The sequence below is a fragment of the Phenylobacterium sp. genome, assembly GCF_030693625.1.
Taxonomy (GTDB): domain Bacteria; phylum Pseudomonadota; class Alphaproteobacteria; order Caulobacterales; family Caulobacteraceae; genus Phenylobacterium; species Phenylobacterium ferrooxidans.
On the sequence record NZ_JAUYAF010000034.1, the window covers coordinates 15,643 to 30,276 of the forward strand.

The 14,634-nt window shown below is 67.9% G+C and carries 15 protein-coding genes; 4 read left to right on the forward strand and 11 right to left on the reverse strand.

Translation table 11 applies throughout. The annotated features are described in order from the left end of the window. Positions 1 to 3 precede the first annotated feature (3 nt). Positions 4 to 561, reverse strand: coding sequence for a hypothetical protein (locus Q8N10_RS07410; RefSeq protein ID WP_304781405.1), 558 nt, complete (start codon positions 559 to 561; stop codon positions 4 to 6). Positions 562 to 844: 283 nt separating this feature from the next. Here Q8N10_RS07410 and Q8N10_RS07415 point away from each other — a divergent pair, with 283 nt between their 5' ends. Then, on the forward strand, positions 845 to 1,612 hold the full coding sequence (locus Q8N10_RS07415) for an SDR family NAD(P)-dependent oxidoreductase (RefSeq protein ID WP_304781408.1): 768 nt from the start codon (positions 845 to 847) through the stop codon (positions 1,610 to 1,612). Positions 1,613 to 1,678: 66 nt separating this feature from the next. Here the strand turns inward: Q8N10_RS07415 and Q8N10_RS07420 are convergent, their stop codons facing one another. Then, complete coding sequence (locus Q8N10_RS07420) at positions 1,679 to 2,566, reverse strand: NAD(P)H-hydrate dehydratase (protein WP_304781410.1); 888 nt, start codon at positions 2,564 to 2,566, stop codon at positions 1,679 to 1,681. Further along, the gene (locus Q8N10_RS07425; protein WP_304781413.1) at positions 2,563 to 3,327 is read right to left on the reverse strand and encodes a histidine phosphatase family protein; all 765 of its coding nucleotides are present in this window, start codon (positions 3,325 to 3,327) and stop codon (positions 2,563 to 2,565) included. The genes Q8N10_RS07420 and Q8N10_RS07425 overlap by 4 nt, the downstream gene beginning before the upstream one ends. A 166-nt stretch (positions 3,328 to 3,493) precedes the next feature. Here Q8N10_RS07425 and Q8N10_RS07430 point away from each other — a divergent pair, with 166 nt between their 5' ends. After that, positions 3,494 to 4,309 carry a potassium channel family protein gene (locus Q8N10_RS07430; RefSeq protein WP_304781416.1) on the forward strand — a complete coding sequence of 272 codons (816 nt, stop codon included), beginning with the start codon at positions 3,494 to 3,496 and terminating at the stop codon, positions 4,307 to 4,309. A 3-nt stretch (positions 4,310 to 4,312) separates the two neighbouring features. Here Q8N10_RS07430 and Q8N10_RS07435 read toward each other — a convergent pair whose 3' ends face one another. Then, complete coding sequence (locus Q8N10_RS07435; RefSeq protein WP_304781419.1) at positions 4,313 to 4,906, reverse strand: response regulator transcription factor; 594 nt, start codon at positions 4,904 to 4,906, stop codon at positions 4,313 to 4,315. A 249-nt stretch (positions 4,907 to 5,155) separates the two neighbouring features. On the opposite strand from Q8N10_RS07435, the gene Q8N10_RS07440 reads away from it, so the two are divergent. Together Q8N10_RS07440 and Q8N10_RS07445 are read left to right on the forward strand one after the other, a co-directional pair. Continuing rightward, a complete protein-coding gene (locus Q8N10_RS07440) occupies positions 5,156 to 5,530 on the forward strand; it encodes a hypothetical protein (RefSeq protein ID WP_304781446.1) in 375 nt (124 codons plus the stop codon). A gap of 50 nt (positions 5,531 to 5,580) precedes the next feature. After that, positions 5,581 to 7,218, forward strand: a complete 1,638-nt coding sequence (locus Q8N10_RS07445) for a PAS domain-containing hybrid sensor histidine kinase/response regulator (protein ID WP_304781443.1) — start codon at positions 5,581 to 5,583, stop codon at positions 7,216 to 7,218. Positions 7,219 to 7,268: 50 nt separating this feature from the next. Here Q8N10_RS07445 and Q8N10_RS07450 read toward each other — a convergent pair whose 3' ends face one another. From Q8N10_RS07450 to Q8N10_RS07480, 7 genes are all read right to left on the reverse strand, one after another. Next, entirely contained in the window at positions 7,269 to 7,925 is a 657-nt protein-coding gene (locus Q8N10_RS07450; protein ID WP_304781422.1) for a glutathione S-transferase family protein, read from the reverse strand. A 60-nt stretch (positions 7,926 to 7,985) separates the two neighbouring features. After that, positions 7,986 to 8,579, reverse strand: a complete 594-nt coding sequence (locus Q8N10_RS07455) for a TetR/AcrR family transcriptional regulator (RefSeq protein ID WP_304781425.1) — start codon at positions 8,577 to 8,579, stop codon at positions 7,986 to 7,988. 31 nt (positions 8,580 to 8,610) lie between these two features. Next, positions 8,611 to 9,777, reverse strand: a complete 1,167-nt coding sequence (locus Q8N10_RS07460) for a cystathionine gamma-synthase (protein WP_304781429.1) — start codon at positions 9,775 to 9,777, stop codon at positions 8,611 to 8,613. Then, on the reverse strand, positions 9,774 to 11,162 hold the full coding sequence (locus Q8N10_RS07465) for a pyridoxal-phosphate dependent enzyme (RefSeq protein WP_304781432.1): 1,389 nt from the start codon (positions 11,160 to 11,162) through the stop codon (positions 9,774 to 9,776). The genes Q8N10_RS07460 and Q8N10_RS07465 overlap by 4 nt, the downstream gene beginning before the upstream one ends. Before the next feature lie 139 nt (positions 11,163 to 11,301). Further along, entirely contained in the window at positions 11,302 to 12,945 is a 1,644-nt protein-coding gene (locus tag Q8N10_RS07470) for a choline dehydrogenase (protein WP_304781435.1), read from the reverse strand. Between the two features lie 98 nt (positions 12,946 to 13,043). Then, positions 13,044 to 13,517 (reverse strand): DUF1579 domain-containing protein, encoded by a 474-nt coding sequence (locus Q8N10_RS07475; protein ID WP_304781437.1) that lies wholly within the window; start codon positions 13,515 to 13,517, stop codon positions 13,044 to 13,046. A gap of 62 nt (positions 13,518 to 13,579) precedes the next feature. Continuing rightward, positions 13,580 to 14,362: an enoyl-CoA hydratase-related protein gene (locus Q8N10_RS07480; RefSeq protein WP_304781441.1), complete on the reverse strand. Its 783-nt coding sequence runs from the start codon at positions 14,360 to 14,362 to the stop codon at positions 13,580 to 13,582. Between the last annotated feature and the right edge of the window lie 272 nt (positions 14,363 to 14,634).

Genomic DNA, 14,634 nt, shown 5'->3' on the forward strand with positions numbered 1-14,634 from the left:
AGCCTACTTCACGCAGCAGCGGCTGATCTGCAGCTTGGCCGAGAGGACGCGGGTGTCGTCCTGCACATAGAAGCTGATGCGATTATTGGCGTTCATGGAGGCCAGGGCCGCCGGGGTCATGACGTAGGTGCGGGTGGTGGGCTGGTTCATGGCCACCGGGAAGGTGGTGTAGACCGGGCCGTTCAGGCCCGGGAAGGCGACCTGATTGCTCATCACGCCCATGGAATCATTGCCGGAATCCGAACCCGCGGCCGACGCACTGGGCTGGTTGGCCCGCAGGGTGATGGTCATGGTGGCGCTCAGGATCTGGCAGCACTGGGGCGGCTCCCACTGGAAGGTATGCAGGAAGAACTTGTTGGGCGCGGTGTCGTTGACGCCGGCCCGGGCGATGGCCAGCATGTCTGGCCGGAACTCGGCGTTGACCGGCGTCGGCGTGGTCATGTCGATCGTCTCATAGGACGGCTTGGGGCAGAGCATGGGGCGGCCCGGCTCCTGGCCCAGGGCCATGCCGGCCGACAGCAGGCAGCCGATCAAGGCGGTCATGAAAATCGTGCGCTTCATAGGTCTACACCTCCAGAATGGTCGCCAAGGTTTTGTGCGAACTGGAGAGAGGTCGTTGCAGCGACGGTGGAGGTTCAAAGCCGCTGACGAGAAGGGGGCAGACCGTCGGCTCGCCTTCCTCGCGCGTCTAAATCCTCGGAAAAGCCTGGCCGCCATGGCCGGGGAAATCACCGACCTCGCCCCTGCGAGATCTCCCATTTCCGCCGGAAATTGACCCTGCGCAATGCGCCGACCCGCCGAAGCCGCAGGGTGGGTTCAGACAGATCAATCAAAGGCGTCCACGATGAACCGACTTAAGGGCAAGGTGGCCGTTGTCACGGGCGCCGCACTGGGGCTTGGCGCCGCCACCTGCCAGCGCATGGCCGAGGAAGGCGCCGCCGTCGCCGTTCTCGACATACTCGACGACGCGGGCGCGCAACTGGCCGAGGAGATTTCCGGCCGCGGCCTGACGGCGCGCTACTGGCGTTGCGACGTTTCCCGCGAATCCGAGGTCGCGCAGGTAATCGCCGACGTCGCGGCGGCCTATGGCCACATCGATATTCTGGTGAACAACGCCGGCGTCGCCGGCGTCAACAAGCCGACCCACGAGATCACCGAGGCCGAGTGGGACTGGGTGCAGGCCATCAACGTCAAGGGCGTGTTCTTCTGCACCAAGCACGCCATACCGCACCTGCGGCAGGCCGGCGGCGGCAGCATCATCAACCTGTCGTCCATCTACGGCCTCGTGGGGGGGCCCGACGTGCCGCCCTATCACGCCTCCAAGGGCGCGGTGCGGCTGATGACCAAGACCGACGCCCTGATCTACGCGGCCGACAGGATTCGCGTGAACTCCATCCATCCGGGCTTCATCTGGACGCCGATGGTGGAGAAGCATCTCAGCGGCCAGGGAGACCTGGAGGCTGGACGCCAGGCGACAGCGGCCCTCCATCCGCTGGGGCGCCTGGGTGAGGCTGACGATATCGCCTGGGGCGCGGTCTATCTCGCCTCCGATGAGGCCAAGTTCGTCACGGGGTCGGAACTGGTCATCGACGGCGGCTATACCGCGCGGTGAGACCCGCGCCGTGAAACGCGTCGCCCTCATTCACTCCCCCAGGCGCGGGCGCCTCAGGGCGTGCGGTCACCCCTCAACCTCCGCCAGCGCCCGCGGGATTTCGCCCGGCAGTTCGCGGGCCAGGAACCCCAGGCGCCCAACCCTCTCGCTCAGCCGCGCCCCGGCCCGGCCGTGCAGGAACACGCCCCAGATCGCCGCCGTCGTTGGCGCGGCGCCGCGCGCCAGCAGGCCAGCGATGACGCCGGCCAGCACATCCCCCGATCCGGAGGTGCCCAGCCCCACCACCCCGTCGCGATGGATCCAGGCCCGCCCGTCCGGCGAGATCACGAAGCTGTCGGCGCCCTTCATCACCACCACCGCCTGCAACGAGGCGGCGAGGTCGCGCGCCACCCCCAGCGGGTCGGCCTGCACCTCGTCCTTCGACTTGCCGGTCAGGGCCGCCATCTCGCCGGCGTGGGGCGTCAGGATCAGTCGGCCGCCCAGGGATCGCGCCGCCGCCGAGACCGATCCCACGCCGGTCATGGCCGCGGCGTCCAGCACGAAGCCGCAGCCGCTGGCCGCCGCCATCAGCCGCGAGGCCAGCTCCCCGGCGCACAGCTCGTCCATCATGCCGGGGCCCACCACCACCGCGTCGGTCCGCCTCAGCACCGGCGCCAGTTCGTCGGCCGCCGAGGCCGCCATGTCGCCATTGGGCAAGGCCGCCACGGTGATCACCCGCGATTCCGGAACCGCGAAGGCCAGCGGCGACGCATAGGCCGCGGTCGCCGCCATCTGCAGCTTTCCGGCCCCGACCCTTAGGGACGCCACCCCGGTCAGCACGGCGGCGCCCGGAACCTCAGCCCCACCGGCCACCACCAGCATCCGGCCCCGGGCGTCCTTGTCGCTGTCGCCGGCCAGGCTTGGCAGGGCCAGGCTCCTCAGCAGGGCGAGGTCGATCACGGTCGGCGTACTCATCGCACCGCCACGATCGCGTCCGGCGCGGAGGTCACCGGCGCCCCGGCCCGTTCCAGGGGGGCGGTGAAATTGTAGCGCTCCAGCCGCAGCGCCCCGTCATGGCCCTCGCCGGCCTCGAAGCGGTACTGGGTGACCCCGCAATTGGCCACATCACCCTCGGCGTCGATCTCCAGGATCTGCTGCTCGTTCAGGCCCTCCAGCAGGTAGCGCAGGCACAGCACCACCACCTGGTGCCCGACGATCAGCACCCGGCGCTCGGCGTGGTGCAGGCTCAGGGTGTCGAGCATGCTGCGCAGCCGCAGGATGACGTCGCACCAGCTCTCGCCCCCCGGCGGGCGGTGATAGAACTTGCCGAGCGAAGCTCGCATGGCCGCCTGGTCGGGATGCAGGTCCTTGACCCCCAGGGTCGTCAGCCGGTCCAGGATGCCGAATTCCCGCTCCCGCAACCGTTCGTCGACGCAGCGGGTGGCGGACCGATCCGCCAGGCCGCCCGCCTCGCCGATCAGTTCAGCGGTATGGATGGCGCGCAGATAGGGCGAGGTCAGCACCACCTCGGGCCGCTCGCCGACGGGCTGGTCGGCGAACCATCGCCCCAGGGCGCGCGCCTGCTCCTCGCCCAGGTCGCTCAACGGCACGTCCACGTCGCGCTCGGCGATGTCGATTCGTCCCAGTCCCGAGGCGTGGGCCAGGTCGCGGGCCACATTCCCCGCGCTCTCCCCGTGCCGCACGATCCACAATTCAGATGGCCAGCGTGATTTCATGCAAGGCGGAACGCTGGGAAACACGAACTGGATGCGAAGACGCCAAGAGGCTCCCCTCTGGGGGAGCTGTCGATCCGCCTCCCCCACATCGGCGCTCCGCGCCTGGGGATGATCTCAGACAAGACAGAATCACATGACACAGACGGTTTCGCGCGTTTGATGGCGCATGGCTCCGAAGAATCCCGCCCCAGCGATTCCCCACGACCGTGATTCACGGCTGCAGCGCCTGCGCGTCTGGCTGCGCCACCTGTTCTACGGGGAAAGCCCCGGGGCGGTCCGCTTCCGGCTCGGCGTCATCGCCCTGGATTTCGTGCTGATCGGCTTCTTCATCATCACCCCGATGGTGCGCGACCGGCCCGTCTTCCTGATCCTCGACTATGTGATCGCGGTGATCGTCGCCATCGATATCGGCGCCCGCACCCTTGCCGCCCCCCACCTGTCCCAGTGGTTCCGGCGCTCCACCTTCTGGATCGACCTGGCGGTGCTGGTCACCCTGCTCTTCCCGCTCTGGCTAGCCAACTTCGCCTTCCTGCGGGTCCTGCGCCTATGGACCCTGTTCCACAGCGACTTCTTCTGGGAGACCGTCGCCCGGCGCTACGACAACACGCGCTGGGAGGAGACCAGTAAGGCGCTGGCCACCCTGGTGACCTATCTCTTCATCGTCACCGGCTTCGTCTACGCCTTCTATGCGCGCAATCACCCGAACATTCACGGCTATGTTGACGCCCTCTACTTCACCGTCAGCACCGTCACGACAACAGGGTTTGGCGACGTCACCCTGCCCGGTCCCTCGGGCAAGCTGCTCTCCATCGCGATCATGCTGTCGGGCTTCACCCTCTTCGTGCGCCTGGCCCAGGCCCTGCTGCGGCCACACAAGGTGCGGTTCACCTGCCAGGACTGCGGCCTGATGCGCCACGACCTGGACGCCGTCCACTGCAAGGCCTGCGGCGTCCTGCTCAACATCCCCAATGATGAGGTCTGAGGCCTAATCCGCCTGCTTGAGCCGGCTCACCGCCTCGGTGCGGTTGCGAGCGCCAGTCGCAGCGAGGATCGCCTGCACGTGCAGCTTCACCGTGGCGATCGAGATGCCGAGCTGCTTGGCGATCTCCTTGTTGGTGAGCCCCTGCCCCATCACGGCCAGCACCTCCCGCTGACGATTCGACAGTCGGGCGGAACCCGGCTCCAGGTCCGGCGTCGCCCCGGCCACCAGTTCCTCAAAGCAGGGGAAGTACTCGCCCCCGGCGAGGACCAGCAGCAGGGCCGCGGCCATCAGCGGCCGTTCCGAACTCTTCGGCAACAGCCCCTTGTAGCCCTGGGCGTGGGCTAGGCGCGCGAGCGCCAGGTCGCGATGCGGAACCACCAGCACATGACACCCCGCCGGGATCTGCGCGCCGCGAGCGATCCAGCGGCCGGCATCGGCCTCCGCCGGAAGGTCCAGCACCAATAGGTCCGGCTCCAGCTCGCGCTTGACCTGCGCCAGGTCGGTGACGGCCACCACCTCGGCGGCCAGATCGTCGCGCGCGACCGCGGACAGGGCGTCGCGGCAGAGCGGCTGGCTGCTGACGATCACGGCGCGCATGGCTGCGGATATCTCCAAGAATCCCCGGCGGGGTCGCGCAGGCCCTTCGGCAGTAGGGGTCTAGCGCGGCTTCGTCACCTGGCCGAACGGCTAGCCACTGAGCCGCGCGGGCCCGCCCCGCCTTGATCTGGCGCACATCGGCTTGGCGTTTCGCCCGCCTGGCCAGGCCATGGCCAGGCCATGGGTAGGATACCCGAGCCCTAAGCTTGGCCTGAAGCTGAGGGATTGCCGAGTGATTCGAGGATCCTGATGCCAGATCAGAAAGTTGCGGCTGAGGGTGCGCAGGCTCGGGTTCGCGACGCCCTCGCCCACGCCCCTGCGACAACCTTCTTCCAGCATTCCTTTTCCCTGCTCGCCCTGGACTTCGACGAGCACCTGCATCTGGTCTCCGCCGCTGGCGTCACCCGCGAGGGGGCCGATGCGGGGTGGCCCGGCAAGACCGGCGCCCGGCTGATCGATCTCTTCAACGTCACCGACGCCGCATTGATCGCCCCTTTGGTGGAGGCGGCCCTGGCGGGTCAGGCGGGCATGCGAAAGCTTTCAGCCCCGTCCGGCGCGAACCGGATGCTGCGTATTCTTTCCTGCCCCGCCGCGTCGATGGCCTGCAGCGTGGGCTGGTTCTGAGCGTCAACGATGTCACCGCGCGGGAGGCGGGGATCGCCAAGCTGCGGGCCCTGGAAGATCGGTTAAGGGCGATTCTCACCCACGCGGCCGACGCCATGATCGTGATCCGCACCGACGGCATGATCGAGGGGGCCAACGAGGCCGCGGCCCGCCTGACCGGCTGGACCGAGGACGAACTGGTCGGTCGGCCGATCCAAGTCCTAATGGATGAGCCCTATCACAGCAGCCATCAGGGCCAGATCGAGCGCTACCTGGAGAGCGGGGTCAGCGGAATTCTCTATGTCGGGCCCCGCGCCTTGCCCCTGCGCCATCGCCTGGGCCACACCGTTCCCATCGAGCTCTCGATCGGCGAGGCCGTGATCGGCGGAGAGCGCATGTTCATCGGCGCCTGCCGCGACATCACCAAGCGCCTGCAGGTGGACGAGGCGCTGCGGGCCGCCAACGCCGAATTGCGGTGCACCGTCTTCGAGCTGGAAACCCTCAGCGTCGGTCTCGCGACCCAGAAAGCGGCCCTGGAGGCCCTCGCCCTCGAGACCGAAGCCGCGCGCCGGACCGCCGAGGTCGCCAACCAGGCCAAGTCGCGATTCGTCACCACCATGAGCCACGAGCTGCGCACCCCCCTCAACGGCATCCTGGCCGTGGCCGAGGCCCTGTCACGCCGGGACCTCACGGACGACGACCTGGAGCTGGTCACCATCATCCGCTCCTCCGGCCAGGGTCTGCTGTCGATTCTCAACGAGGTGCTGGACCTGGCCAAGGTGGAGGCCGGCGCCCTGCTGCTGGATCCGGGCCCCTTCACACCCGCCGAGGCGGTCACCGCCGTGGGCGATGTCTGGCGCTTCGCCGCCGAAGCCAAGGGCATCGCCCTGAAAGTCAGCTTCAGCCGTCTGCCCGCCACCCTCCTCGGCGACGCCGGACGCCTCCGGCAGGTGCTCTCGAACCTGGTCAACAACGCCATCAAGTTCACCGATCGCGGCCAGGTCACCCTCGCCGCCCGCCGAATCGGACGCGGCTCGAACCTGCGCTTCGAGGTGACCGACAGTGGCCCCGGCATCGAGGAGGATCAGCGCGAGCGACTGTTCGACCCCTTCATCCAGGCCGACGCCGGCACGACGCGCAAGCACGGGGGCACGGGCCTGGGCCTGACCATCTGCCGCGAGCTGGTCACCCTCATGGGCGGACGCATCTGGGCGGAGAACGCGCCTGAGGGCGGCGCCCGCATCGTGTGCGAGATCCCCTTCGAGGTGACCGACGCAGTCGCCCCGCCATCGCCGACCGTCGCTCTCCGCGAGCCCGGGGAGGCGCCAGCGTCCGGCGACCCGCTGATTCTGATCGCCGAGGACCACCCCCTGAACCGTCGCGTGGCGGGCATCGTCCTGGAGGGCGCGGGCCTGCGCTACGAATTCGCCGAGGACGGCGTCGCCGCCGTCGCCGCAGTGAAAACCGGCCGCTTCGATATGGTTCTCATGGACGTGCACATGCCCCGGATGGATGGTCTTGAGGCGACCCGCGCCATCCGCGCCCTGCCCGGCCCGCTCTCGGCCATCCCCATCATCGCCGTCACCGCGGCGTCGCCCGACGAAGTCAGCGAGTGCCGGGAGGCCGGCATGGACGACTTCGTCTCCAAGCCCATCGGCGCCGCGGCTCTACTTCAACGCATCGCAGAACACCTGCCGCCGGCGGACTAGGCGAGCGCCTCCCCGCTCAGGTCGCAGCGTCCGCGAAGAGAGCCACAGGTTCATGCCGCGAACTGCGGAACCGGGAACCGGGCGGCCGCCAGGTGGTCCAGCATGTCGCCGCAGACCTTGGCTACACTCGGCCGCGCCTCGATCCGTTTGCGCCAGGCGTTGAGCGCCTTGAACTCGGCCGGCATCGGCTCCCCCAGCATGGCGGCGAAGAGCTGGGCCAGATAGGCGGCGATGTCGGCGTTGGAGAAGGACGCCACCAGGAAGTCTCGGTTTCCGAGGGTTTCCTCCAGGCCCTCATAGAAGGCCCGCACCACCGCCCTGCACTCAGCGCTCTCGGCGGCGTCGGGCGTCCAGCGCAGGTCGCGCAGCCGCAGGATCTTGGGGAACCAGATCTCGTCGATCTTCATCTCCAGCAGCCGGGCCCGGGCCCGGTCACGGATGGTTGCCGGCCACAGCGGCCGGCTCGGGACCAGATCCTCGAAGTACTCGGCGATCACCGTCGAATCGAACAGCTCCAGCGGACCGTCTATCAGCACCGGAACCTGCCGCTTGGGATTGATCCGGTCGACCTCGTCGTGCCGGCCATAGGGGGTGGGGTTGCGCAGGTCGAAGCCCAGGAACTCCACCTCGATCGGCAGCCCCTTCTCGATCGCCGCGATCAGCACCTTGGCGCCGTAGAAACTCATCGGACCGCTATAGACCTTCACACCCATCCCTCCATCATGCACGACCGTTCGTGCTATTTTTTGATCAAAACCTGAGACGATTCAGACCGCTGTCTCCGCGTCATCGAGGATGCGGGCCAACGCCTCCTCGGCGCGGGCCCGCGAACTGGGCGCTTTGAACAGCTTGGTTTGCTGCTGGAAGGACAGGACACTCCCCGTCACCTCGAAGGCCACTTGTTGGCACATGTCGGCCGGCATCGGTCCGCCCCTGGGCAGGTCGGTTGCAACCCGCGCAAGGGTCTCCTGCCACCGCAGCTGGGACCCCACCAGCAGATCGCGGATGGCGCCGGGGCGGTCGTCATATTCCTGGGCGGCGACCGCGAACAGGCAGCCGCGCATGCCGGGCTCCCCCTCGACCCAGTCGAACCAGCGGTGCATCAACACCTCCATCCGCGCCCGCCCCCGCGGGGTCTTCAAGCCCGGCTCGACCACCCGGTCGGTGAACCGGTCGATGGCCTCCTGCAACACGGCTAACTGCAGGGTTTCCTTGGATTTAAAGTGCGCGAACAGGCCGCTCTTCGACAGGTTCAGGTCCTCGGCCAGCGGCCCTAGCGAAAGCCCCGACAGGCCCACCTGAACCGCCCGGTCCAGGGCCTGGCTGACGATCGCCTCACGTGTGGTCGCGCCTTTTCCCATGCCCGCTTTTTAGCACGACCGGTCGTTTTGTCTAGCCGAGAGCTTCGTCCAGATCGGCGATCAGATCGTCGGCGTCCTCGATCCCCACCGACAGCCGGATCAGTCCGTCATGGATGCCCAGACGTCGGCGTGTGTCGGCCGGTATGGAAGCGTGCGTCATGATCGCCGGGTGCTCGATCAGGCTCTCAACCCCGCCCAGGCTCTCGGCCAGGGTGAACAGCCGGGTCTTTTCGAGCACCGATCGGGAAGCCTCGAGTCCTCCATCCACGACCACCGACATCATCCCGCCGAACCCGCCGGTCATCTGGCGCCTGGCCAGCTCATGCTGCGGGTGGCTGGCCAGCCCCGGATAGATCACCTGCTCGACGCCCCTCCGGCCCTCCAGCCAGGTCGCGATCTTCATGGCGTTGGCGCAGTGGCGCTCCATCCGCAGCCCCAGGGTCTTCACCCCCCGGTGCGCCAGGAAGCTGTCGAAGGGCGAGGCGACCGCCCCCACCGCGTTCTGCAGGAAGGTAAGCTGTTCTGAGAGCTCGGCATTCTCCCCCACCACCAAGCAGCCGCCGACCATGTCGGAGTGCCCGCTGAGGTACTTGGTGGTGGAGTGCATGACCACATCGAACCCGAACTCCAGCGGCCGCTGCACCGCCGGGCTGGCGAAGGTGTTGTCCGCCGCCGCGATGATCCCGCGCCGCTTCGCCAGCGCCGCCAGGGCCTCCAGGTCGGCCAGCCGCAGCAGCGGGTTGGTGGGCGTCTCCACCCACAGCAGCCGGGTGTTCGGCCGGATCGCCGCCTCCACCGCGGCCAGGTCGCTGAGGTCCACGAAGCTGAACTCCAACCCCGCCGAGCGCTTCCTGACCTTGTCGAACAGCCGGAACGACCCGCCATAGAGGTCGTCGGAGGCGATGACGTGGTCCCCCGCATCCAGGGCGTCCAGCAGGGTGGCGATGGCCGCCAGGCCCGAGGCGAAGGCGAACCCCTTCACCCCGCTCTCCAGGTCCGCCACCGCCCGCTCGAAGGCGAAGCGGGTGGGGTTCTGGCTGCGGCTGTACTCGAACCCCTGGTGCACCCCGGGGCTCGACTGGGCGTAGGTCGAGGTGGCGTAGATCGGGGTGATCACCGCCCCGGTGCTGGGGTCGGGATACTGCCCGCCATGGATGGCGCGGGTGTTGAAATCCAAGCGGTTCTTGCCGTCGCTCACGCTGCGCGCCTCAGATAGTTGATGAGATCGATACGGGTGATCAGGCCCAGGAACTCGCGCCCGTCCAGCACCAGAACCACCTGATCCTTGTCGAAGATGGGCAGCAAGGCCTCCAGCGGCTCATGGGCCTGGACGGTGTTGAGCCGCGCCGTCATGGCGGAGCTGACCGGCTGGGCGAAGCGCTTGTCGGGCCGCCGGTCCTCCACCGCGTCGAGCAGGTCGCTCTCGTCGATCAGCCCGATCAGCCGGCCATCATCCAGCACCGGCAGCTGCGAGACATCGGCCTGCCGCATGCGGTTGTAGGCGGTCAGCAGGGTGTCGTCGGGTCCCACGGTCACGGCCCCGCCCTCCCCTGGCGCGCGGGCGATCAGGTCGCGCAGGTCACCGTGCAGTTCCCGGGCGGTCAGCCCCTGCTCGGCCAGCCAGCTGTCGTTGTAGACCTTGGAGAGGTACTTCGAGCCCGTGTCGCAGACCAGGGTCACCACCCGCTTGGCCTGCGTCTGCTCGCGGCAATAGCGCAGCGCGCCGGCCAACAGGGTCCCGGACGACGAGCCCCCCAGCACGCCGGCCTTCAACAGCAGGGCGCGGGCCGCGCCGATGCTCTCGCTGTCGGGTATGGAATAGGCCTTGGACACCAGGGTCAGGTCGCAGTTGTCGGGGACGAAATCCTCACCGATCCCCTCCACCACCCAGGAGCCGGGCTCGATGGTCTCGCCTGTGTTGACCAGAGGCGCAAGGATCGACCCCACTGGGTCGGCCAGCACCATCTGCGTCTTGGGCGAGGCCTTGGCGAAGTAGCGGCCCAGGCCGGTCAGGGTGCCGCCGGAGCCGACCCCCACCACCACGGCGTCCAGGTCGCCGCCCATCTGCGCGAAGATCTCCGGGCCCGTGGAGGTCTCATGGGCCAGCGGATTGGCCGGGTTGGCGAACTGGTTGATGAACACCGCGCCGGGGATGCCGGCCGCCAGCCGCTGGGCCATGTCCTGATAGTATTCCGGATGGCCCTTGCCGACGTCGGAGCGGGTGATGCGGACGTCCACGCCCATGGCCCGCAGGTGCTGGATCTTCTCGCGGGACATCTTGTCCGGAACGATCAGCAACAGCTTGTAACCCTTCAGAATTCCGACCTGGGCTAACCCGAGGCCCGTATTGCCCGCGGTCGCCTCGACGAGGGTCCCACCTGGCTTCAGCGACCCGTCGGCCTCGGCGGCCTCGATCATCGAGCGGGCGATGCGGTCCTTGATGGAGCCGCCCGGATTGGCGCTCTCCAGCTTGATGAACAGACGGCAGGGACCGGTGTCGAAGCCGGCCAGTTCGATCATCGGCGTGCGGCCGATCAGGTCCAGGGCCGAGCCCACGGGCATCGGCGGCGGCGGGGTGTCCATGGGGCGTCCTCACTCACGGCATGAGATAGGCGTGTGGTGCGCCCATAGGAACGCACCACAGCCGAGTCCGCGCAATCGTGAGCAGAAGTTTCTCCACGGACCGCCGGACCGTGGAAGAAGCTTGCGAGTGTCAGGCCGCCTACTGACCGTCCTCGTAGACCGGGGCCTCGTCGGCTGGGAGGGCGGCTTTGCCGCGGATCATGTCGGCGGCCTTTTCGGCGATCATGATGGTGGGCGCATTGGTGTTGCCCCCCACCAGGGTCGGCATGACCGAGGCGTCGATGACCCGGAGGCCTGCGACGCCGCGCACCTTCAGTTCGCCATCCACCACCGCCATCTCGTCGTCGGCCGCCCCCATGCGGCAGGTGCCGACGGGGTGGTAGATGGTCTCGGCTACCTGCTTGATCCAGGCGTCGATCTGCGCGTCGGTCTGGACCTGCTCGCCGGGGAAGAGTTCGGTGGAACGATACTTGTCGAGCGCCGGCTGCCGCGCCACTTCGCGCATCATCTTGACCCCCTCGCGCAGGGCGCGGCGGTCTTCCTCGGTCGCCAGGTAGTTGGCGAAGATCGCCGGATCGTCCAGCGGGTTGGCGGAGTTCAGCCCCACCCGGCCCCGGCTCTCGGGCCTCAGCTGGCAGACGTGGAAGGTGAAGCCGTCCTTGGCCACCTGCAACTTGCCGTGGTTCTGCATGACGGCCAGCACGCAGTGCACCTGCAGGTCGGGGCGGTCGAGGTCGGGGCGCGACTTCAGGAAGGCGCCGGATTCCAGCATCTGCTTGGAGCCAAGGCCCTTCTTGAACAGCAGGTAGTTCAGCCCGATCAGGGCGGTCTTGATGCCCTTGCGCGCGGAGAAGACGGTGATGGGCAGCGGGCATTCCCAGGACAGGGTGACGTCCAGGTGGTCCTGCAGATTGGCGCCCACGCCCTTCAGTGCATGGACGACGGGGATGCCGTGCCGGGTCAATTCCTCAGGGTCGCCGATCCCAGACAGTTGCAGGATGTGAGGCGACTGCACCGCGCCGGCGCTGAGCAGCACCTCGCGGTCGGCGTGGACCACCTGCTTGACCTGCTTGTCGTCGAGGAACTCCACCCCGGTGGCCCGGCCGTTCTCGATGATGATCCGGGTGGTCCGCGCGCCGGTGAGGCAGGTGAGGTTGGCGCGGGTGAGGACCGGATGCAGGTAGCCCTTGGCCGCGCTCCAGCGCTCCCCGCCCTTGATCGTCAGTTGATACGGGCCCCAACCTTCTTGCTGGAAACCGTTGAAATCACTGGTGACCTTATGGCCAGCCTGACGACCGGCCTCGATGGTCGCCTTGTAGATCGGGTTGGGGTCCGAGGCCTTGGTGACCGCCAGCGGACCGTCGCCGCCATGCCACTGGTCGCCGCCGCCCTCCAGGCTTTCCGAGCGCTTGAAATAGGGCAACACGTCCTTGTAGGACCAGCCCTGCAGGCCCATCTGGCGCCACTGGTCGTAGTCGCGCGCATGGCCGCGGATATAGATCATGCCGTTGATGGAGCTGGACCCGCCCCACCCCTTGCCCCGCGGCCACCAGAGCTTGCGGTTGTTGAGGTGCGGTTCTTCCTCGGTCCAGAAGCCCCAGTTGTAGGTGCCCTTGTTCCCGATCAGGCCGCCGACCCCGGCCGGCATCCGCACCATCAGGTGATTGTCCTTGGTCCCGGCTTCCAGCAGCAGGACCTTCACCGTCGGGTCTTCGGTCAGGCGGTTGGCCAGCACACACCCTGCCGAACCGGCGCCGATGATGATGTAGTCGTAGCGGTCCATGACAGCGGCCCTCCCCTAGGTTTGGGCCACCCTTACTGGCCTCGGCGCCCGACACAAGACCGGACGCGGCGTCACCCTGGATAAAGTTGACGCCGGCGTCACGGACGGCGGAACTCCATGATCCAATTGGTTTCCCAGCTCTTCCCGCCGTCATAGGAGAAGGCCTGGCTCCAGCGTGGCGCATCGGGATCTGCGGTCTGCCAGTCGAACATCACCTGGACCGGGCGGTCGCCGTCCATGTCCTCGCCGCGGAAGGTCCCGCGCGTCCCCTCGAAGCGGCCCATTACCGGCGGCTGCATCACCCCGTCACGGTCGGTGATCCACCAGATGGTCCACTCGTCGCGCCCTGGACTGTAGAGGCGGAAGGTCATGCCCTTGAAGCCCTGTGCGGCGAAGTCGATCTCATCGAGGCTGCACATGCCGCCGAGCCGCAGGTCCGAGCGCTGTCGCGCCGTAAACACATCCCAGTCGGTGGAGCCGGCTCCCCGCCCCTTCAGGCGGCGATTGGTGACGATCCAGTCCCCATGATTGAAATCGAAGGCGTGGCGGGAGGTCTGGGCGGCCGCAGGCATGATAGCTCCTCAAGCTGGAGCTTCGACCTACAGCCACCCTGCTGACAGGGTCTGTCAGCTACCTACTTCCCCTTCCAGTTGGGCGTACGCTTCTGAGCAAACGCCATAGGCCCCTCCACGAAGTCCTCCGAGCGGAACAGGGCCGAGATGGCGGGGTAGCGGTTCTGTCCGGCGATGGCGCCTTCGAGGGTCGGCTCGTCCAGGCCGCGATAGACTGCCTCCTTCGAGGCCCGGATGGACATGGGCGACAGCTCGGCGATCTGGCCGGCCCAGCGGCGCGCCGTCGCCATCAGGTCGGCGGGGGTGCTGACCTCGTTGACGAAGCCCAGTTCGCGGCCCTCGGCGGCGGAAACCCGGCGGCCGGTGAGGATCATGCCCATGGCCCGCTTGGTCCCGATGGCGCGCGGCAGACGGTGCAGGCCGCCGGCCAGGGCGGCCAGGCCCACACGCGGCTCGGGCAGGGCGAAGACCGCATTGTCGGACGCCACGATGATGTCGCAGGCCAGGGCGATCTCAAACCCGCCGCCCATGGCCACGCCGTTGACCGCCGCGATCAGCGGCTTGTTGAGGTCGAAACGCTGGGCCAGCCCCGCAAAGCCGCTGGGCGGCATGGCCATGGAGCCGCCCGTGGCCTGGTTCTTGAGATCGTTGCCGGCCGAGAAGGCGCGCTCGCCGGCCCCGGTGATGATGCCGACCCACTGTTCGGGATCGGCGTTGAAGGCGTTGAAGGCCTCGTCCATCTCGAAGTGCATCGGCGAATGCACCGCGTTCATGACCTCTGGGCGGTTGAGGGTGAAGACCGTGACCGGGCCCTCGCGCTCCACGGAGATGAATTCATAGGCCATCGGGTGTCCTCCCATTGTCTTGTTGGCCGGAAGGCTGGCGGGGCGCCGCTGCGTCCGTCAAGCGGGCTTGGCCGGAGTCGGCGCGCTTGACCGGACGGGCGACCTCCCGCACCAAAAGGCATGAGCACGCTTCCCATCTGTGGACGCCCCCTTCAGCGCAAGAGCGGATTTGAGAGCTTCTGGTCGCTTGGTCGGATGCTGCCATCTGTCCGGCCTGTTGACGCACCCTTGACGGCGCTGGCCTGTATGGGAGTTCGCGGATCAGGTCCAAA